The sequence below is a fragment of the Corynebacterium sp. MSK074 genome, assembly GCF_030229735.1.
Lineage (GTDB): Bacteria > Actinomycetota > Actinomycetes > Mycobacteriales > Mycobacteriaceae > Corynebacterium.
Map to the genome: position 1 here is coordinate 277326 of NZ_JASPIX010000001.1, position 18626 is coordinate 295951.

Here is an 18626-nt window from a genome sequence, read left to right on the forward strand (position 1 = left end):
AGTGGGGGACAGTGTGGATCTAGCTGAGGTCCGGCGAATCGGTATCCAAGAGGAGGTCGGCTGGGATAAGCAGTCCATGTCGGACCATATCGATGACGGCAGGTAGAGCGGCTGCGGTGAGTTCTTCTTCGTCGAATCCGTGCGCCGCCGCATACAAGCCGATGGTTTCTTCCAGGTTCAAGCCCTGTGGGTTGAGTCCGGCGACAATGGCAGCGATGTGTTCATCTACTTCGTGGCTCCAGCGCGGACCGTCGGTGCGAGTAAGACGTTGAGCGGCCCGTGTAAAGCCCTGGCCCAATTCCCCGTCTGGGGTGCTGATATCTTCGCGTGCCAGCCCCGGGCGTACGTGGAAATGCTTTCCCTGTAGTTCCCCGGGTACTAGGTCGCGCAACCACGCCACACGGGCAAAGTATTCTTCTACTTCAGGGCCAAGTGGGTCGCTAAAGGCCTGGGGCATTTCTTCGGCCAAGATATCGGCAGGTTCATCGTCGCCGATGCGTTGGATAGCGACAAAGCCAAAGCCAATGCCATTGACCTCATGCTGCTGGAAATGTTCCAGCCAGGCGCGAGAGCGCTCTTGGCCTTCAGGGGAGCGTACATCCAGAGATTCGTCCTCGAGCCAGGTAGACACATAGAGTGCGGGATCGGCTACGTCGCGCTGGATGATCCAGGCGGCAATTCCCTTGTCCGGCAGCCAGGAGGCAACGCGTTGCTGCCAGGTTTCGCCGCTGGTGTGTACCCAAGCGGCCAGAAGGTGAGCCGTTCCGCCAGGGGTTAGGTGATCGGTGGCCCGAGAGACAACCAGCTCGCTAGCACCGTCCAGATTTAACCCGGAGTCGCGGTAGACGTGTCCAACTTCAGGAAGGCCAACAACAAAAGGTGGGTTAGCTACAAGGCGGTCAAAGCGGCGGCCGGCTACGGGGTCGAACCACGAACCTTGCAGCAATTCCACTTTCTCGCTATCGCCAGTAGCGGCAATGGTAGCCTCGGCCAACTCCAATGCACGCTCATGCACGTCGGTGGCGGTAATCTTTTCAGCGCAATCGAGCTGCCCCAGCAATTGGACGCCTGAGCCAGTGCCTAGATCTAAGACGCTGCCCACTGGGCTTACTGGCGTGGATTGCAGCAGCGAAAGGCTTGCCGCACCAACGCCAAGCACATGGTCTGGGCCGGGTACGTGGTCGACCAAGGAGGCGTCGACGTCGGAGAAGACGAGACGATTGGCGCCAACGATGATGTGGGGGCGGATATCGAGGGCAATGTAGGCCTTGCCATGGGCGTCGGCAAGCGCAACATTGGCATCCAGCAACTGGGTAGCCAGGCGCGCACCTACCGCCTCGCCTAAAAGGGTCGCCGGTAGGTGTTCATGCAGGAGGAAGAAGCGGATCAATAGATCCAATTGAGATTCGCTGTGCGCGGCGAGCGCAACTGGTGCGGGTTCGCCGCGGAAGAGGGCCTCGGTAACTTCCGGCCCTAGGTGCCCGGCTATGCCATCGGTAGTAAAACCGGCGGCGGTAAAGACATCGGAAAGCTCTTCGGCCAGCTTGGCTAGCGCGGTGGCATCAAAGTCGGGGCCAAAAGCGGTCGTCATGAAAGCAGGAATCCTTTACTTTTCTTCGTGATCGATGATGTCGTGGTGTGCCTCAATAGGTCGGGCGGTGCCGCCGGATACCTGTGGGGCGTGGGCTTGGTTATAAAGCTGCCGGTTCATGGCTGGCTTGTACACGTTTTTCTCGCGCTTATCCTTCTTTTCACCTCGGCCGTTGCCAATCACCACTGCTATCCAGGGGAGGGGAAACGTCACGCCCACAATGATGGCGGCTAGAAGCCACCAATGCATATAGAGGAAAAAGCCGGCGATGAGCAGGGAAGGAACGCGCAAAAACTGGAAGATTCCGTACTGAATTTCGCGGCGCTTGCGGTCCTGGCCAGGCGTGAGCTTGGCATCTGTGATGAGATAGCGCTCTTTTTTGCCAAACAACCTAGATTCGGCTCCCCTCGTGCGCGTCGGCGTTCCCTCGATAAGGGGAGAGGGGCGCAGTGGCTGGCGTGCATGACGTGTACATGTTCTCCAAGGGTAGCCGCCTGACTCGCAAAGTTCGATGCCGATGCGGCAAAATGGAGTGCGTGACTACGACTACGAAGACAATTGAACGGCCAGATATTCGTGAAGACACTTCGACGACGGATAATGACACGCCGAAGTTCTTCCACTACGTCAAAAAGGATCACATCCTCGATTCCGCGGTGAACGGCAAGTATGTCGTTGCGCTGTGCGGCGAAACATTCCCGGTGACCAAGCAGGCAAAGCCGGGTTCTCCGGTGTGCCCCGATTGTGAGCGTGTGTATAAGGGTCTGCGCCGCAAGTGAGGACTTTTAAGAAGACTAACCTTCGCGCCTGGCAGCAATCCGCCCTCGATAAATTCCTCGCTACTAAGCCGCAAGACTTCATGGCGGTGGCGACCCCAGGCGCCGGAAAGACTACCTTCGCCCTGCGCATTGCCACCGAGCTCATGGAAGACCGTACGGTCGAGCGCGTAATCGTGGTGGTGCCTACCGAACACCTCAAGACCCAGTGGTCTAGCGCTGCCGCACGCGTAGGTCTGGCTCTAGATCCGGCGTTTAGCAATTCCTCCGCCGTTAATCCCTCGATGGACGGCATTGTGGTGACTTACGCGCAGGTGGGTATGCACCCCTTTAAGCACCGCGCTGTGGCCTCTGCCCGGCGCACTTTGGTGATTCTTGACGAGATTCACCATGCAGGCGACGCCAAGAGCTGGGGAGATGGCGTCAAGGAAGCTTATGACGATGTCAATCACCGCCTGGCTTTGACCGGTACGCCTTTCCGCTCCGACGACTCGCCCATTCCATTCGTCCAGTACGTGGACGATGGGGAGGGGCACAAGGTATCCCGCTCGGACCATACCTATGGCTATGGCGATGCGCTTGCCGACGGCGTCGTGCGCCCCGTTGTCTTTCTTTCTTACTCTGGCGAAGCCCGCTGGCGCGATTCGGCCGGTGAGGAACATGCAGCTCGTTTGGGCGACATTATGAATGCGGAGCAAACCGCCCGAGCGTGGCGCACCGCTTTGGACCCCAAGGGCGAGTGGATTCCTGCGGTGCTGCAGGCGGCGCATACCCGCCTGATGCAAATGCGGCGCAATATGCCGGATGCAGGCGGCCTCGTGCTGGCTTCGGACACGACGACCGCACGCGCGTATGCCAAGATCCTCAAACAGCTTTCTAATACGCCAGTGTCGGTGATTTTGTCTGATGATCCCGGCTCCTCGGACCGCATTCAGGAATTTTCTGAGTCCACCGATGAGTGGATGGTGGCGGTCCGCATGGTGTCCGAGGGCGTCGACGTCCCGCGCCTTGCGGTGGGCGTTTATGCTACCTCGGCGTCGACTCCTCTCTTTTTCGCCCAGGCCATCGGCCGCTTCGTGCGCTCGCGCATGCCGGGCGAGACGGCATCGGTTTTCCTTCCATCGGTTCCTGTCCTGCTGGGCTTGGCCGAAAATATGGAAAAGTCCCGCGACCACGTCTTGGGTGAAGAAAAGCCCGACAAGGAAGGTTGGGATGACGACCTGCTAGAGCAGGCGAATCAGAAGAAGACCGAACCAGACATGCTGGAGAAGTCATATGAGTCGCTTGGTGCCGAAGCAGAGTTTTCGGGACTGCTCTACAACGGTTCTCAGTTCAATACTGGGGATATGACCACTGATGAGGAAGCGGACTTCCTTGGCATTCCCGGGCTACTTGATGCGGACCAGGTAAAAGATTTGCTGCGCAAGAAGCAATCCGAGGAAATGGATCGCCGCGAAGCGGAGGAAAAAGCGCGACGCGCGGCTGAGGCGGAGGAAGCCCACCGCCGCAAGCTCTACGGCATGGACTATGCGCCGGCCTCACGGAAGAAGTCTATGGAGTCTGAGTCCAGCGACACCGGAGTCGTCGATGAGCTAGGCCAGCTGCGCAAAGAACTCAACACGGTAGTCTCCATCGCTGCCCAGCGCTCGGGCCGCCCGCACGGTGCTATCCATACTGAGGTGCGCAAGGCCTGTGGCGGCCCGCCCACCGCGCTGTGCAATGCCGAGCAGCTGCGCGAGCGCATCGAATACCTGCGCAAGTGGTAGAACAGCCCACGGTAGCTAGAGAGTAGTTACGCAGAAAGCCCGCACCGAAAAAATTGGTGCGGGCTTTCTGCGCTCCTGCAGCTGCAGCGATTAGTCGAGGTAATCGCGCAGAACCTGCGAACGAGAGGGGTGGCGCAGCTTCGACATCGTCTTGGACTCGATCTGGCGAATGCGCTCGCGGGTAACTCCGTAGACCTGGCCAATCTCGTCTAAAGTGCGCGGCATACCGTCGGTCAAGCCAAAGCGGAGGCGAACCACGCCGGCTTCACGCTCGGACAGCGTAGTCAGCACGTCTTGGAGCTGATCCTGTAGCAAGGTGAAGGATACGGCATCGACCGCAATGACGGCCTCGGAGTCCTCGATGAAGTCACCCAACTGGGAATCGCCTTCGTCACCGATGGTCTGATCCAAGGAAATGGGCTCGCGGGCATATTGCTGGATTTCGAGCACCTTTTCCTCGGTGATATCCATCTCCTTCGCCAGCTCCTGCGGGGTAGGCTCGCGGCCCAAGTCCTGCAAGAGTTCGCGCTGGATGCGGCCCAGCTTGTTGATGACCTCCACCATGTGCACTGGGATGCGGATGGTACGAGCCTGGTCAGCCATGGCGCGGGTAATGGCCTGGCGGATCCACCAGGTGGCGTAAGTGGAGAACTTATAGCCCTTGGTGTAGTCGAACTTCTCCACCGCGCGGATAAGACCCAAGTTTCCTTCCTGAATGAGGTCCAAGAAAGCCATGCCACGGCCGGTGTAGCGTTTGGCCAAGGAAACCACCAGACGCAGGTTGGCCTCCAGTAGGTGGTTCTTGGCCTTGCGGCCATCGCGGGCGATGCTGCGCAGGTCGCGCTTTTCCATGGGGGAGAGCTTGGCGGCCTTATCGCCTTCGGCGCGGGCCTTTTCCATCTCATCCATGCGGTGCTGTGCGTACAGGCCAGCCTCGATGCGCTTAGCTAGGGAAACCTCTTGCTCGGCGTTGAGCAGGGCGACCTTACCAATCTGCTTGAGGTAGGCGCGGACGGAGTCAGCAGAGGCGGTTAACTGCGCATCCTTGCGTGCTTGGCGCAGCGCAGCGGACTCTTCCTCGTCCCAGACGGAAGAGGTGTCTTCCTCTTCTTCCTCATCGTCGTCGTCCAAGTCCTCTTCGAGGTCATCGTCCTCGAGGTCTTCGCCGGCGTCGAAGTCATCATCGTCTTCGATGTCCGCATTGGTGGGATCGAAGTCGACGTCTTCGTCGTGCTCGTCCTCCTCGAGCTCCTCTTCTGCTTCCGGCTGTGCCTGCTTTTCGGACTCGGCTGGGGATTCCTGCTTCTTTGCCGCGGATTTGCGGACCGTCTTCTTAGTGGCCTTTTTGGCTGACTTCTTAGTGGTCTTCTTGGCCGACTTTTTTGCGGTCTTCTTCGCAGTCTTCTTGGCTGTTTTCTTAGCGGTCTTTTTGGCCGTCTTCTTAGCCGTCTTTTTCGCGGTTTTCTTTGCCGTCTTCTTGGCGGTCTTCTTTGCAGGAGTAGATGCCTCAGCGGCGTTTTCGCCCTCGCCGAGTGCCTGGTCTGAAGATTCAGTGGCTGCCACGTACGCCCTTTCGACTAACTTCTTGATTGAAACAGCTCAGAGCGCCCTAATCGGGCGCTCGTGCATCAGTGTGATGTTAACGCGTTGTGGCCTTATGCAGGCCAGACACGCCCTAGAGCTATTTAACTTAGGATCGACCGCCCAGTATAGAGGATCTTTCCAATCTGCCGGTGGATAGGGTCACCTGCAGTGCGTAAATACTACGGTTTCAAACCGTCTACCGCCGCCATCGCAGCTCCGACAATTCCCGCGCGATTGCGCAGTTGTGCAGGCATGACGGGGGTTTCAATATCAAGGTGTGGGCCCCACTTTTCAAACTTGCGGGAAATCCCACCCCCAATGAGGAAGGCCTGCGGGTTAAAGAGCTTTTCATATTCCGCGAGGACCTTGTTGAGTCGTTTAGTCCACTGCTTGTACTTGAGTCCCTCGCGGTCCTTTACGGCCGAGGACGCAATTTTCTCAGCCTCGTCATCGCCCACCGTGAGGTGCCCCAGTTCGGTATTCGGGAACAACTGGCCGTCTAGGAAGAAGGCCGAACCGATACCGGTGCCCAGGGTTAGGAAGATTACGGATCCTTGCTTGGCGATGTCCTCTCCGTAGGCAACCTCGGCTAGTCCCGCCGCGTCGGCGTCGTTAAGCACAGCAAAATCCGAATCCAGGTAGTCCGCAAAGAGTTCTGTGGCGTTGACCCCAATCCAGTCCTTGGAAATATTTGCCGCAGTCTCGACTTCCTGGTTGCGAACCACGGACGGCAGGGTGATGCCAACGGGGCCGTCCCACTGCTTTTCCTGCACGATGTGAGCTACCACCTTGGCAACATCATGCGGCGTAGACGGCTGTGGGGTGGCGATCTTCATGCGTTCACCCACGAATTCGCCGGTGGCGAGGTCCACCTCAGCGCCTTTAATGCCGGAGCCGCCGATATCGATGCCAAAGGAATGGCCAGAAAGAGTAGTCATGCCCGACAGTCTAGAAGAAGGCACAATAGTTGGCATGACTGAGCAGATCGATTTTCTCCAATTGCGGGATTTTGCCGTTTCCACCGCCACGCGCGCTGCGGAATTAATTACTACGCGGCGTGCAGAACTCGTAGCCGGTGACGGCATTGCGGCGCATACCCACACCAAGTCCAGCGACGTAGATCCCGTAACGGAGGTCGATACCGCGACAGAGGAGTTCATTGCCACCACCATTCGCACCCAGCGCCCCGGGGACGGAATTTTCGGCGAAGAAGGCGCCAATGAGGAATCGACCAGTGGCGTTACCTGGATTGTGGATCCGATTGATGGCACCGTGAATTTCCTCTACGGGGTGCCGGACTACGCCGTATCCATTGGTGCGGAATACCAAGGTCACCTCGTCGCTGGCTCGGTGCTCAACGTGGCGCGCGGGCGCACCTATGCGGCCGCAGCCGGGCAGGGCGCCACGGTCACCGGATCAGACGGAATTGAGCACGCACTGCGGTGCAACCAGACACAAGATCCTGCGTTGGCCTTGGTAGCTACCGGCTTTGGATACGAAGCTGACCGGCGAGCAGCCCAAGCCGAGCTTCTTACCAAGCTCCTGCCTAATGTGCGTGATATTCGCCGCATCGGCGCTGCTGCGCTCGACCTGTGCCGTGTGGCAGAGGGAACCGTTGATGCCTACTTTGAGCACGGTATCAATGCCTGGGACTTCGCCGCAGGGGCAATCATTGCCCGCGAAGCGGGTGCGGTGGTGCGCCATCCAGGCTTTGATAAAGGCTCGGCTGACGGTGAACTTACCTGGGCCGCGGGGGCAGATTTGGCCCCCGCATTCGAAAAGCTTTTAGCAGCGCACGGGGCCACGGACGCGCTGCGGGGGTAATAGTTTTCCACGCCGGCGAGCGGTGAGATGACATCTAGCCATTTGTGCTTTACTATGCGCGATCGATAAATACCCATTCCTTAAAGCAACTTGACCATTAGGGGCGTGCATTATGGCCACCGATTATGACGCACCGCGCCGGCGCGCGGAAGATGAACTCGAAACTGACTCCCTAGAAGGACTCAAAGCCGCTGAGAGCGATAACAACGGCATGGACGATGACGGAGAAATCGTCGAAGCCTTCCAGCCGCCATCAGTAGACCTCACGGGCGAGGAGCTTAATGTTGAGGTAGTTCCACGTCAGGAAAATGAGTTTACCTGCGGTTCGTGTTTCCTAGTGCAGTCCAATAAGCGCTACTCCCACGAAGAGGACGGCCAGCCAATCTGCAAGGATTGCGCCTAAAAGGAATACGCACCAGAAACGAAACCCCGCACTCGGCAACTTTTCACCTGCCGAATGCGGGGTTTGCTATTGCAGCCACCAAACTTTCGGTGGTGTGCAAAGCTATTAAAGATTAGTGCTGTTCCGGAACGAAAGCGTGGAGCAAAGCCTCCGGATCCTTCGAGGCGATGAGCCAATAAGGAGTATCGTCCTCTGGATCGTTAAGCACCATCATGGCGTGCTCATCCACCCAAGCGTGGGAAACCAAAAACGCCGCGGGATCGAACTGCGGACCCAGCGCATTGCGCCGCGCAGATTTGGGAACGGTGATAGACCGCGAGACGACGTCGTTAGGCAATTGGGCATCTTTGACCGTGAGCCAACGCGTTCCATCCGGGTCCCGCTCTACCTTGATGACTGTATTGGACCAGGTAATAAGTACCCATACGGCGATAGCACCAAGGAGGATCGCGGGAATAATGGTCCACCACATGGAGCGGTTAAGGCCGGCGGTAGCGGAAGTAAGCCCCACGATGGCGGCTGCAAAAAGCCAAAAGTACCAAGGGACCCATTGGCGTTCGCGGTAGAGCACCTGAGGGGTCACCGTGCCCTGTGCCGAAGCGGCGCTTGACGGTGCCGGAGTTGCGGAAGTAGCAGATGTATCAGACACGTCTAGTCAGTCTAGACCACACGTGCCGCAGAATGAACCTCCCAAGGAAGGTAGGATTGGCCAGGTGACTGACTCGATTCCGCATTCTCAGCCAGAAAGCCCCTTTGGGGACGTTAAAGTCAAGCGCCTGGATAAGGAGCTTCCATTACCGCACCGTGCCCACCGTGGTGACGCCGGTGCAGACCTTTACGCAGCCGAAGCTCTTACCCTGCAACCCGGCGAGCGCGCCCTCGTCGGCACCGGGATTGCCATTGCGCTGCCACTAGGAACGGTCGGCTTAATTCACCCGCGCTCCGGACTAGCCGCCAAGCAAGGGCTTTCCATTGTCAATACCCCGGGCACGGTAGATGCCGATTACCGCGGGGAGATCAAGGTCTGCCTCATCAACCACGACCGGCATACACCCATTGAGATCGAACGCGGCATGCGCATCGCTCAGCTCGTGGTCCAGCGCGTAGAGCTGGTGGGGTTTGCTGAGGTTGAAGAATTGGATGACACCGTCCGCGGAGCCGGTGGTTATGGCTCTACCGGTGTGTAGTTAAAGCAGTAGAGACTCAACGAAACTTTTAGAAAGGACGTAGCACCCATGGGAATCTGGCCCTTTGGCAAGAAGAACGACGAAGAAAAGAAGGCTCAGGACAAGCCTGCAGCCCAAAGCGAAAAGGCGGCGCACCCCACGTCCGCGGATGCGGAGGCGCAGGAGACCTATGCTCCAGTAGGCGACACCGCGGCAGATGCCGCGGCGGCTTCTGGCAATGAACCTCGCGAATTCGCTCATGATGCCATCAATGGCCAGACCGGCCCCTTTGATGGCGACTCCGTCGATATCGAGACCTTTGATTTCAGCGACTTTTCCATTGGCGTATTAGACCTGGGGTCCCTGCGCATCCCACTGCCAAAGGAATCCCAGGTACAGGTGGAAATGGGCGAACAAGGCCCACGAATGCTGCACATCGTGACCAAGGTAGGCCGAATTACTCCCGTAGCCTTTGCCGCCCCACGTAAGCCAGGCCAGTGGGCAGAATCCGTGGAGGAAATTAAGGAGGGCATGAGCCGCGATGGTCTTACCGTAACTACCGAGCCAGGGCCTTGGGGTGCCGAGGTCGTAGGCAAGAACGACAACGGCCAGGTCCGCGTCATCGGTGCAGATGGTCCGCGCTGGATGCTGCGCATGACCCTGGCCGCGCCGGCCGGTATGGAAGCCGACCTCGCTGACATGGCCCGCGAGGTTGCCGCCCGTACCTTCGTCTACCGCGGGGAAGACCCCATCTTGGCGGGAAATGCTTTGCCGGTCATCATGCCTGAGCAGCTCGTAGAGCAGGTCAAGCAGGCTATGGACCAGCGCCAGCAAGAACAGCAGGCAGCCGCTAATGCTCAAGACCACCCAGAAAACGGCGTGGGCGGCCCTGACCCTGCGGCAGAAGCAGAGGCGGAACAACACTTGCGCGATTTGGGTGGCAGCCCACAACAGGGGGAGAATGGATCGTCCCCGCAGAATCCCGATGAGGGATCTGCACCTAATTCCAAGAACTAGGCAAAGCAGTAAACCACGTGACACATTCTTCCTCGCCGCAACCTTCCCCGGACGCTAAGAACCTGGACTCCGAGGAGTCTGCTGCCGAGCCGACCCTGCTGGAGCAAATGGGAGGCTTATCAGGGCTCATCTCGGCCACCTTGCCAGTCATTGTGCTGATTCCCATCAATAACTTCTTTGGGCTGGGGCCAGCCTTGACGGCGGCGCTCGGCGTGGCCGTTGTTATTGCACTCTGGAGGGTAATCCGTAAAGAGACCCTGCAGCCAGCCATATCGGGTCTGCTGGGAGTGGCCCTTTGCGCAGCCATCGCCTGGTTTACCGGTGATGCCAAAGGGTATTTCTTGTACGGCATCTGGATGTCGTTGGCGCTGTGTATTGCCGCGGTACTATCAATCCTCTTTCGGTGGCCCGCTGTGGGTGTCATCTGGAAGGGGATTAATGGCGAGGAAATGCAGTGGCAAAAGGTTGCCCAGGCGCGCCGGGCCTATGCCATCGCTACTGGTGGGTGGGCGGTTATCTTCCTGGCCCGCTTTGTTGTTCAGCGCGCCATTTATGATGCGGATGCAACCACGGCCTTAGGGGTGACCCGAATCTTGATGGGGTGGCCATTGACGCTTCTAGTTACGGCGCTGACCGTGTGGATGGTGCGCCGCGCGGATGCAGCCGTTGACGCAGCGGCGGGCGCAGGTGAGCACACTAACGCAGAACGAGAACCAAAGTTTGAGGCAGAAAATGACTGAATCAACGATGAGCCGCGGCGATAGTCTTGAGGTCACCATTGACCGCATGGCGCACGGCGGGGAAGGAATTGGCCAGGCGCCGGATGGGCGAGTGGTATTCGTTCCTCGCGCTTTTCCCGGCGACGTCGTAAAGGCTACGGCCGGCCGTGTAAAGAAGTCGTTCATTAAGGCAGAGCTGGAAAGTGTACTAAGTCCTGGGTCGTTGCGCGTGCCATCGTCTTGTCCTGCAGCCGCGCAAGGAGCTGGCTGCTGTGATTTCGCCGAGCTGGATCCCGCGGCCGAAACCGGAATCAAGGCAGAGATCTTGTCGGAGCAGCTGCGCCGCACCGGCGTTGTCACCGGCGAGGAACTGAACATTGAGCAGCACACCCTAGAGCCGGTTCGGGGATGGCGCACGCGGGTGAGGTGGGGCGTCGACAAGCAAGGGCGCGCCGGAACCCGTCAGCGTCGGTCCAATGAGCTTGTTACGGGCGCTGCTTGTACGCAGCTGGCTCCGGGATTGGCAGAGGGGCTCGTTGGAGAGGGCGCGCGCCGGTTTACCCCAGGCGCCGAGGTCATCGCCGTTCTCGATGGCGAGGGCAACCGCCACGTGGTAGAAACCCGCAAAGCCCCGCGCGGGCGCCGCGTGGAGACCATCCGTGAGGTGGTAGAAGGCAGCGGCAAGGTACACGAGCATGTCGACGGGCGGACGTTTAGCTTTCCTGCTACCGCCTTCTGGCAGGCCCACAGCCACGCACCGGCCGCGTATACCGATCTGATAGCGGAGTGGCTCGGGGGTCGCGAGTACCAAGAGCACACCGCCTGGGATCTCTACGGTGGCGTTGGCCTATTCGTTCCCGCACTGGCCCATGCCGTGCAGGGCAAAGTTATCTCCGTGGACTATTCACCGGCGGCTACGGCCGGGGAACAGGCCGCCCTTGCAGACTGCGATGTGGAAGTAAAGTCCGCGAAGGTCGAGCAAGTCGCCGCACAGCTTCCCAAGCCTGGCGCTGTAGTCCTTGATCCGCCGCGCACCGGTGCAGGGGAGGACGTGATTCGTTCCGTGGCGGCCGCTGCACCCCAGGCGGTCGTTCACGTGGGATGTGACCCCGCCACCTTCGCGCGCGACTTGGGATACTGGAACCAGCACGGATACGGAATAGAAAAGATGGCACTCATTAACGCGTTCCCCGGAACGCACCACTTTGAAACGATTGCGCTCATTACCCCTGCCTAATGAACCTTTATGGCTCCGAGGCGGGGTGTTGCACGTTGCCGCGCCGTTCTCGGAACATTGACCGATATAATATTCACCGCCCGCCGCGGGTACGGTAGAAAAGAAGAACTAAGCACAGAAGGAGTTGAAGGCCGCTCCATGACTATCTTGGATACCATTAACTCGCCGCAGGACCTCAAGGCGCTGTCTGCAGACAAGCTTGAGGAGCTGGCGGCAGAGATTAGGCAGCGCCTCATTGACAAGGTCTCCGTCACGGGCGGACATCTGGGGCCTAACTTGGGCGTGGTGGAATTGACCATTGCGTTGCACCGTGTATTTGATTCTCCGCGTGAGCCCATTATTTTTGACACTTCGCACCAGTCCTATGTGCATAAGATGCTGACCGGGCGCACGGATCAATTCGATACCTTGCGGCAAAAGGACGGCCTTTCGGGGTATACGGACCGCGGCGAGTCCGAGCATGACTGGACCGAGTCCTCCCACGCTTCGGCGTCGTTGTCTACGGTCGATGGCTTGTCTAAGGCCTTCAAGATTCGCGGCGACGGTCACCGCAATGTCATCGGTGTTGTCGGCGATGGCGCCCTCACCGGCGGCATGTGCTGGGAGGCGTTAAACAATATCTCGGAGGACAAGGGCCGCAATGCGGTCATCGTGGTCAATGACAACGGCCGTAGCTATTCGCCCACTATCGGTGGCATTTCCGAAAACCTCGGCCGCATCCGCTCCCAGCACGGTTACGACGAGCTCATGGAACAGGGCAAGCGCCGCCTGAAGCAAATGGGATGGGTAGGCGAGCGTGCCTTTGATGCCTTGCACGCCATGAAGGAAGGCGTCAAGTCCACCGTCTTGCCTACCGAGATGTTCCCGGAACTGGGCATGAAGTACATCGGCCCCATCAACGGGCACAATATCGATAGCTTGGTACATGCCCTGACTTATGCCCGCGATTATGACGGGCCCATCATCGTGCACGTGGTTACCGAAAAGGGCCACGGATTTGCCCCGGCCGTCAATGAGCCGAAGGACCAGATGCACTCTACCGGTGCTATTGATCCGGTTACCGGTGTGGCTAAGGGCACCAAGCAACCTGGGTGGACGGCTGCCTTTTCAGAGGAGCTGTTAGCCGCTGCCGAAAAGCGCGATGACATCGTGGCCATTACCGCTGCCATGGCCGGTCCTACTGGGCTCGCTCCCTTCCAAGAGCGCTTCCCAGAGCGATTTTTTGATGTGGGAATTGCCGAGCAGCACGCAATGACCTCTGCCTCTGGTTTGGCGCTTGGCGGGATGCACCCCGTCGTTGCGGTATATTCCACCTTCTTAAACCGCGCCGTGGACCAAGTCATTATGGATATTGCGCTGCTAAAGCTGCCGGTAACCATCGTGCTTGACCGCTCCGGAGTTACCGGTTCCGATGGCGCTTCGCACAATGGTGTGTGGGATATGGCGCTTATGAGCATTGTGCCGGGAATGCATATCGCCGCCCCGCGCGATGGCGCGCGCCTGCGGGAGCTCTTCCGCGAGTCGCTAGAGATCGAATCTGGCCCGTCCGTGGTCCGCTTCCCTAAGGGCAACCTGCTGCCAGATATGGAAGCGGTGGATACGTTGGGAGATGGCGTAGACATCCTGCACTATGGCGAAGCCGATGCGGGCGAGGATACCCCAGAAGTGCTCATCGTCTCTATCGGTGCGATGTCCGCTCGCAGCATCGAGGCTGCGAAGCAGCTGGGCGAACAGGGCGTAAACGTTACCGTTGTTGACCCGCGTTGGGTGGCGCCGGTGGCAAGCTCTGTGGTGGCTCTCGCCGCTGACCACGACTTGGTGGTTACGGCAGAAGACGGCCTTGTCCGCGGCGGTATTGGCTCCATGATTTCGGAGGCCCTCAGCGCAGCCGAGGTCGATACTCCTGTGCGCCGACTCGGCGTTCCGGGATACTTCCCTAAGCACGGCTCTCGCGGCGAGGTTTTGGAAGAGTTCGGGTTGACGCCTGAGCTTATGGCGGCGTCGATAAGCGAGTGGCTAAAAAACCTCACTGCTGATGCCAACGCGCGAGGAGAAAAGGACTAATCCTAGCCTTAGCCTGCTAAATATTCGTAGAAAAGACCGTCCACGATAATCGGGGCGGTCATTTCTATTTGCCATTCGCGCGCGCCCTCCGCGCGGAGGAAGGCAGCGACGTCGCCAGGCTGCCGGATGGCGCCGGCGACAGAATCAGGTCCGCGGTGGCGCTTATCGGCGCGCACACCTACCTTCGCCCATACCGCTGCACGCACAGCGGCAGGGCGGATAAGGATCTCGGAAGGCATACCGAGTTCAGCAGCGAGATCGGCGATATCCGCGCGGATAGTCTGGTAAATCTCCCATAGGTCTGGGTAGTCCTCGGCCCAGATGGTTTTGGAAGGAACCGGTTGTGGGGCGCGATGGACGCGAGGCCGCTGCTGCGGGGGAACGGTGCGCGCTTGGTTAAGTACAGTCATCCACTGGGCGGTGGCGCCTTTGCGCCGGCGGGGAAATCCCTTGACTCGGGCAAGATCGCCCGCGGTGGTGGGAAGGGTGCGCGCAATTTCTACCAGCGTCTTATTCGCTAATACCCGGCCGGGCGCAGTGTCCGTGCGCCGAGCGATAGCGTCGCGCTTGGCCCACAGTGCTCGAGCAGCAGCGAGCTGACTGCCGCTGCGCAAACTGGAGATGCCCTTCAGATCACGCCACGTGTGTGGCTGGGGAGCAGAGTCTCCGGAATGTTCCTGGATTATGGCGGAAAATTCTTCTAAAGCCCAGTCCATCTTGTCCTGTTCGGCCAAAATGTCGCGCAGGGCGTCGGCTAGCTCGAGGAGTAGTTCCACATCGAGCGCGGCATAAGCCTTGAGTTCCTCGCTGAGCTGCGGGGTGGACCAGTCGGCGTCGCCGTAGCCCTTTTCCAATTCGACGTCAAAAAGCTCTGCGACCATAGTTCCCAGATTGGGCCGTTCAAATCCCGCGAGCCGTGCCGCCAGTTCCGTGTCAAAGATGGAGCCAGGGAAGAGACCGAGCCACCCGAGACAAGGCAAATCCGAATGGGCAGCGTGAATAATCCACTCCGCGCTGTTGAGCACTGGGGCAAGGGCGGCCGTGAGCTCCTCGCGGTGTCCTTCAGGGGCAAAAAGCATCGTGCCCGCGCCGCGGCGGCGAATTTGCACTAGGAAGGCGCGATCATCGTAGCGATAGCCGGAGGCGCGCTCGGTATCGATGGCAAAGGGGCCCGTACCCGCGGCGAGGCGGGCTGCGGCAGCGGTGAACTCCTCCGGGGTAGCAAGAACCGGCGGGACGCCTTCGAGCGGCCGGCTGCGCAATTCTGGCATATTAGCGGCCGAGCTCAGTGACGCCCTCAGGGGGTAGTCCGGCAACGTTGGCCAATACCTGGGCAAAGGCCTGTACGTGGGGTGCGAGATCGAGGCCTTCGGCAGTCCACGAAGCGCGCATTTCAATCTGGTAGGCGCGCGGTGGCCCGCCAATCTCGCCAAAACGCACGGACGCGGTGGACGTGACGGTGCCGCCCAAATTGGTGTGGCCGGCACCCTCCTGTTCTAAGCCTTCGTTGAGCCATTGCCACGCCACATCGGGCAAGAGCGGATCGCCGGCTACGGCGTCGTCCATATCGGCCTGGATATAGGCCACAAGGCGCATGGCGCCCTCCCAAGCCTCCTCAGCGCCCGGATCGTGGAGCAGGATGAGGCGACCAAAGGCGTCGCCCTCTGCATCGGTGGGCACGATATCTGGGTTGTCTTCGTTTCCCACCTCGAGGCCGATTGCGTGGCTAAACGGCGCAAGGCGTTGCGGTGGGCGAATGGAGCCTAGGGTGATCTCAGGGCGCAGGTCGGCCGCGTGCATGGACTCCACTGCTTGGGTGAAAGCGGCGGGGGTAGCTGGCTCGTGGGTTTCCGCCTGCCCGTGCAAAGGGGTGGGGGCGGAGGCCTCGGTGCTGCGTGGGGTGGTCGATTCGGAATTGCTCACGACGTTCAAGCTATAGTTTCGCGGCCTCTAGCTGGGGGAGGCGCGCCGATGCGTGGGCGTGTCGTCCTCCTCGTGGCCGGAAAGTGACAAGGTTTCATATCCAACTTATGATGGATATGTTCGTTTACCCAAAGGCTTCTGCAAAGGAGAACGCAATGGCGAAGCTTGACTACAAGGAACTCAACGCGGTTCAGCAATATTCCCAGCACGCAGTTTTTAAGGTGATCCCGGGCGCGCTCGGCACCGAGCGAGCGGAGATCATCGCCCAAGCTCAGGAGTTCTTTGCCGGCGTGGAAAAGGCCGGAAAGGTAACCGTGCGCGGCATTTACGACCTCACGGCTATGCGTGATTCCGCCGACTTCATGATCTGGTGGCACGCCGAGGAATTCTCTGACCTGCAAAAGGTCTTCGGGGACTTCCGCCGCGAGACCACCCTGGGCCAAGTCAGCGAAGTGACCTGGGTAGGCAATGCCTTGCACCGTCCAGCAGAGTTCAATAAGTCCCACCTGCCCTCCTTCATCATGGGCGAGGAGCCCAAGGAGTGGATCTCGGTATACCCCTTCGTGCGCTCTTATGACTGGTACACCATGGACGATGAAAAGCGCCGCCGCATCCTCATGGAGCACGGTATGCAGGCGCGCGACTACCCGGATGTGCGTGCAAATACCGTCCCAGCCTTTGCCCTGGGTGACTATGAGTGGATTTTGGCCTTCGAGGCGGATGAGCTCCACCGCATCGTCGACCTGATGTACCTGATGCGCTACACCGAGGCCCGCCACCACGTGCGCGAGGAGATTCCCTTCCACACCGGCCGCCGCGTCAAGGACGTAGCAGAGCTCATCGCAGTACTGCCCTAAAAGAAACGCCGCCTAGCAGTAGCCCTGCTTGGCGACGTCCCTTTGTTGCGCCCTGTCACTAGCCTGCAAGTTAGGCTGCCGACGGGGCGCTCTTTCTTGTGCATGCCACCTTAGGCGGTGCCACCTTCTACCGGCTTTTCCTCCAAGTCCAGGCAGATGGAGTTGATGCAATAGCGCAAGTCGGTGGGGGTATCGTAGCCCTCGCCTTCAAAGACGTGCCCCAGGTGAGACTCGCAGTTGGCGCACAGAACTTCTACGCGGCGCATGCCTAGCGAATTGTCTTCGCGCTCAATGATTTTGTCCCCTGCGAGTGGGGAGAAGAAGGATGGCCAGCCGCAGTGGGACTCAAACTTTTCCGTAGAGCGGAAAAGCTCGGTTCCACACGCGCGGCAAGAATAGACCCCCTCGGTGGTGGTATTGGTGTACTCGCCTACGTGGGGCGGCTCGGTGCCGGCCTCGCGCAGGACGTAGTATTCCTCGGGGCTTAAGCGCTGGCGCCATTCGGTATCGGCAATGAGCTTGAAATCGGTCATGGGCCGAGTCTAAACCGTGCTGCGCGCGGCACGCCACCAGCCGGCGACCGTAGCGAAAATTGCGACGATAAGCAGCGCCCATCCCACCGTTGCCGTGAAAAAATTCATCCAGCGACCAGCATCCGGGTGCGCTGTAGACGCCCAAGAAACGGGAGCCAAATAGAAAAAGGCCGCAAACCACGCGCCCGCGGAATGGAAAACCGAACGCTTGAGTACAACGGTAAACATCAATGGGAATAGCCACATGGAGTAATACTGCTGGCCAAGGGAAGACAGGAAGAAGATACCCACCATGATCGCCCCGCTAGTCGTCAGTGCCCACAAGGTCGGGTCGGAGTTGCGCCAACGCAAAAGCCCGAGAATCGCTGCGGCCGAAAGCGCGGCAAATATCAACCACACGGTCCAATACAGTCCCGCGCCAAAGTCAACGTAGGCGTGGAAGCCTGCCCAGGAAGAATTGGCATAGTCACGGGTTTCTGAGAGGTAGGGCAGGAGGTTATCCACAAAGCCGCTAGCGCCCGGCACGAGCGGCCACGCTAGGAGGTTGAGAATTACCGGTAGGCCAATGCCAGTCGCGAGACTGCGCCATTGCAGCTTGACCAAGGGCAGGAAGAGCAACGGCGCAAATTGCGGCTTAATGACGATGGCCAAGCCAATGACCACGCCTGCCACCCAGCCCAGCCATGGGGTGCGCTCGGCGCGCACGAAAGCCCACAAGAACACGGCCATGCATAGCAAGAGAATGCCGTTGATATTGGTAAATGCGAGCGTATTGGTCACCGATTCTGTGACAAAGGCCAAAGCGATGGATACTGGCCATACTGCCGAAGTAAGTGTGCGGCCCACCGTAAGGGTGAGCACAGCTAGCGCTGCCACGATTGCAGCCGCGTTGGCGACGATGAATAGTCCCCGTGCCAACGAAAAATCGATGTGCGCTAGTGGTGCGAGCAGCAACGTGGCTCCCGGGGTATACAGGTACAGCGGGTCAACGTGGTTATAAGCCTGCTCATAGACTGGCTGGCCAGTGGACATGCGTGTCACAGCGTTATACACGGTGGTGAAATCATCCGTCGGCGTGCCATTGCGCGCGATGATGAAAACGCGATGCACAACAAGCAGGATGGCCACGGGCCAGGCGGCGGCATTGATTCGGGAATTCACGGCCC

Annotated in this window: 19 protein-coding genes; 10 read left to right on the plus strand and 9 right to left on the minus strand. The window is 59.3% G+C overall.

Annotation, left to right across the window (positions count from 1 at the left end; translation table 11 throughout):
* Positions 1-19: 19 nt before the first annotated feature.
* Both QP965_RS01275 and QP965_RS01280 read right to left on the minus strand, forming a co-directional pair.
* Positions 20-1591 (minus strand): DUF7782 domain-containing protein, encoded by a 1572-nt coding sequence (locus QP965_RS01275; protein WP_284843877.1) that lies wholly within the window; start codon positions 1589-1591, stop codon positions 20-22.
* A 15-nt stretch (positions 1592-1606) separates the two neighbouring features.
* On the minus strand, positions 1607-1981 hold the full coding sequence (locus QP965_RS01280; RefSeq protein WP_284765907.1) for a DUF3099 domain-containing protein: 375 nt from the start codon (positions 1979-1981) through the stop codon (positions 1607-1609).
* Positions 1982-2118: 137 nt separating this feature from the next.
* Between QP965_RS01280 and QP965_RS01285 the strand changes: the two genes are divergently transcribed.
* Together QP965_RS01285 and QP965_RS01290 are read left to right on the plus strand one after the other, a co-directional pair.
* Positions 2119-2370 carry a DUF3039 domain-containing protein gene (locus QP965_RS01285; RefSeq protein ID WP_005325062.1) on the plus strand — a complete coding sequence of 84 codons (252 nt, stop codon included), beginning with the start codon at positions 2119-2121 and terminating at the stop codon, positions 2368-2370.
* Positions 2367-4133 carry a DEAD/DEAH box helicase gene (locus QP965_RS01290; protein ID WP_225746858.1) on the plus strand — a complete coding sequence of 589 codons (1767 nt, stop codon included), beginning with the start codon at positions 2367-2369 and terminating at the stop codon, positions 4131-4133. The genes QP965_RS01285 and QP965_RS01290 overlap by 4 nt, the downstream gene beginning before the upstream one ends.
* 90 nt (positions 4134-4223) lie before the next feature.
* Here QP965_RS01290 and QP965_RS01295 read toward each other — a convergent pair whose 3' ends face one another.
* Positions 4224-5696, minus strand: a complete 1473-nt coding sequence (locus QP965_RS01295) for an RNA polymerase sigma factor (protein ID WP_239454579.1) — start codon at positions 5694-5696, stop codon at positions 4224-4226.
* A gap of 200 nt (positions 5697-5896) precedes the next feature.
* A complete protein-coding gene (gene ppgK, locus QP965_RS01300; protein WP_239277565.1) occupies positions 5897-6655 on the minus strand; it encodes a polyphosphate--glucose phosphotransferase in 759 nt (252 codons plus the stop codon).
* Between ppgK and QP965_RS01305 the strand changes: the two genes are divergently transcribed.
* Both QP965_RS01305 and QP965_RS01310 read left to right on the plus strand, forming a co-directional pair.
* Complete coding sequence (locus QP965_RS01305) at positions 6654-7541, plus strand: inositol monophosphatase family protein (RefSeq protein WP_239277567.1); 888 nt, start codon at positions 6654-6656, stop codon at positions 7539-7541. The genes ppgK and QP965_RS01305 overlap by 2 nt on opposite strands.
* 112 nt (positions 7542-7653) lie before the next feature.
* Positions 7654-7944 carry a DUF4193 domain-containing protein gene (locus QP965_RS01310; RefSeq protein ID WP_005325023.1) on the plus strand — a complete coding sequence of 97 codons (291 nt, stop codon included), beginning with the start codon at positions 7654-7656 and terminating at the stop codon, positions 7942-7944.
* A 112-nt stretch (positions 7945-8056) separates the two neighbouring features.
* On the opposite strand, the gene QP965_RS01315 is transcribed toward QP965_RS01310, so the two are convergent.
* Positions 8057-8593, minus strand: coding sequence for a DUF3093 domain-containing protein (locus QP965_RS01315; RefSeq protein ID WP_479953223.1), 537 nt, complete (start codon positions 8591-8593; stop codon positions 8057-8059).
* Between the two features lie 64 nt (positions 8594-8657).
* On the opposite strand from QP965_RS01315, the gene dut reads away from it, so the two are divergent.
* From dut to dxs, 5 genes are all read left to right on the plus strand, one after another.
* The gene (gene dut / locus QP965_RS01320) at positions 8658-9131 is read left to right on the plus strand and encodes a dUTP diphosphatase (RefSeq protein ID WP_200435696.1); all 474 of its coding nucleotides are present in this window, start codon (positions 8658-8660) and stop codon (positions 9129-9131) included.
* Positions 9132-9179: 48 nt separating this feature from the next.
* The gene (locus tag QP965_RS01325; RefSeq protein ID WP_284843878.1) at positions 9180-10127 is read left to right on the plus strand and encodes a DUF3710 domain-containing protein; all 948 of its coding nucleotides are present in this window, start codon (positions 9180-9182) and stop codon (positions 10125-10127) included.
* 17 nt (positions 10128-10144) lie between these two features.
* On the plus strand, positions 10145-10867 hold the full coding sequence (locus QP965_RS01330) for a DUF3159 domain-containing protein (protein WP_502869225.1): 723 nt from the start codon (positions 10145-10147) through the stop codon (positions 10865-10867).
* Complete coding sequence (locus QP965_RS01335) at positions 10860-12083, plus strand: class I SAM-dependent RNA methyltransferase (RefSeq protein WP_284843879.1); 1224 nt, start codon at positions 10860-10862, stop codon at positions 12081-12083. Before QP965_RS01330 ends, QP965_RS01335 begins: the two co-directional genes overlap by 8 nt.
* 138 nt (positions 12084-12221) lie before the next feature.
* A complete protein-coding gene (gene dxs / locus QP965_RS01340; protein ID WP_284814162.1) occupies positions 12222-14147 on the plus strand; it encodes a 1-deoxy-D-xylulose-5-phosphate synthase in 1926 nt (641 codons plus the stop codon).
* A gap of 8 nt (positions 14148-14155) precedes the next feature.
* Here the strand turns inward: dxs and QP965_RS01345 are convergent, their stop codons facing one another.
* Positions 14156-15418: an HRDC domain-containing protein gene (locus tag QP965_RS01345; protein WP_239277577.1), complete on the minus strand. Its 1263-nt coding sequence runs from the start codon at positions 15416-15418 to the stop codon at positions 14156-14158.
* A 1-nt stretch (position 15419) separates the two neighbouring features.
* Complete coding sequence (locus QP965_RS01350) at positions 15420-16079, minus strand: DUF3000 domain-containing protein (RefSeq protein ID WP_502869227.1); 660 nt, start codon at positions 16077-16079, stop codon at positions 15420-15422.
* Positions 16080-16225: 146 nt separating this feature from the next.
* Here QP965_RS01350 and hemQ point away from each other — a divergent pair, with 146 nt between their 5' ends.
* On the plus strand, positions 16226-16927 hold the full coding sequence (hemQ, locus tag QP965_RS01355; RefSeq protein ID WP_204608795.1) for a hydrogen peroxide-dependent heme synthase: 702 nt from the start codon (positions 16226-16228) through the stop codon (positions 16925-16927).
* A 110-nt stretch (positions 16928-17037) separates the two neighbouring features.
* On the opposite strand, the gene msrB is transcribed toward hemQ, so the two are convergent.
* Together msrB and QP965_RS01365 are read right to left on the minus strand one after the other, a co-directional pair.
* Complete coding sequence (msrB, locus tag QP965_RS01360) at positions 17038-17460, minus strand: peptide-methionine (R)-S-oxide reductase MsrB (protein ID WP_005328550.1); 423 nt, start codon at positions 17458-17460, stop codon at positions 17038-17040.
* Positions 17461-17469: 9 nt separating this feature from the next.
* Positions 17470-18621, minus strand: coding sequence for a glycosyltransferase family 87 protein (locus QP965_RS01365; RefSeq protein WP_284843880.1), 1152 nt, complete (start codon positions 18619-18621; stop codon positions 17470-17472).
* Positions 18622-18626: the final 5 nt, after the last annotated feature.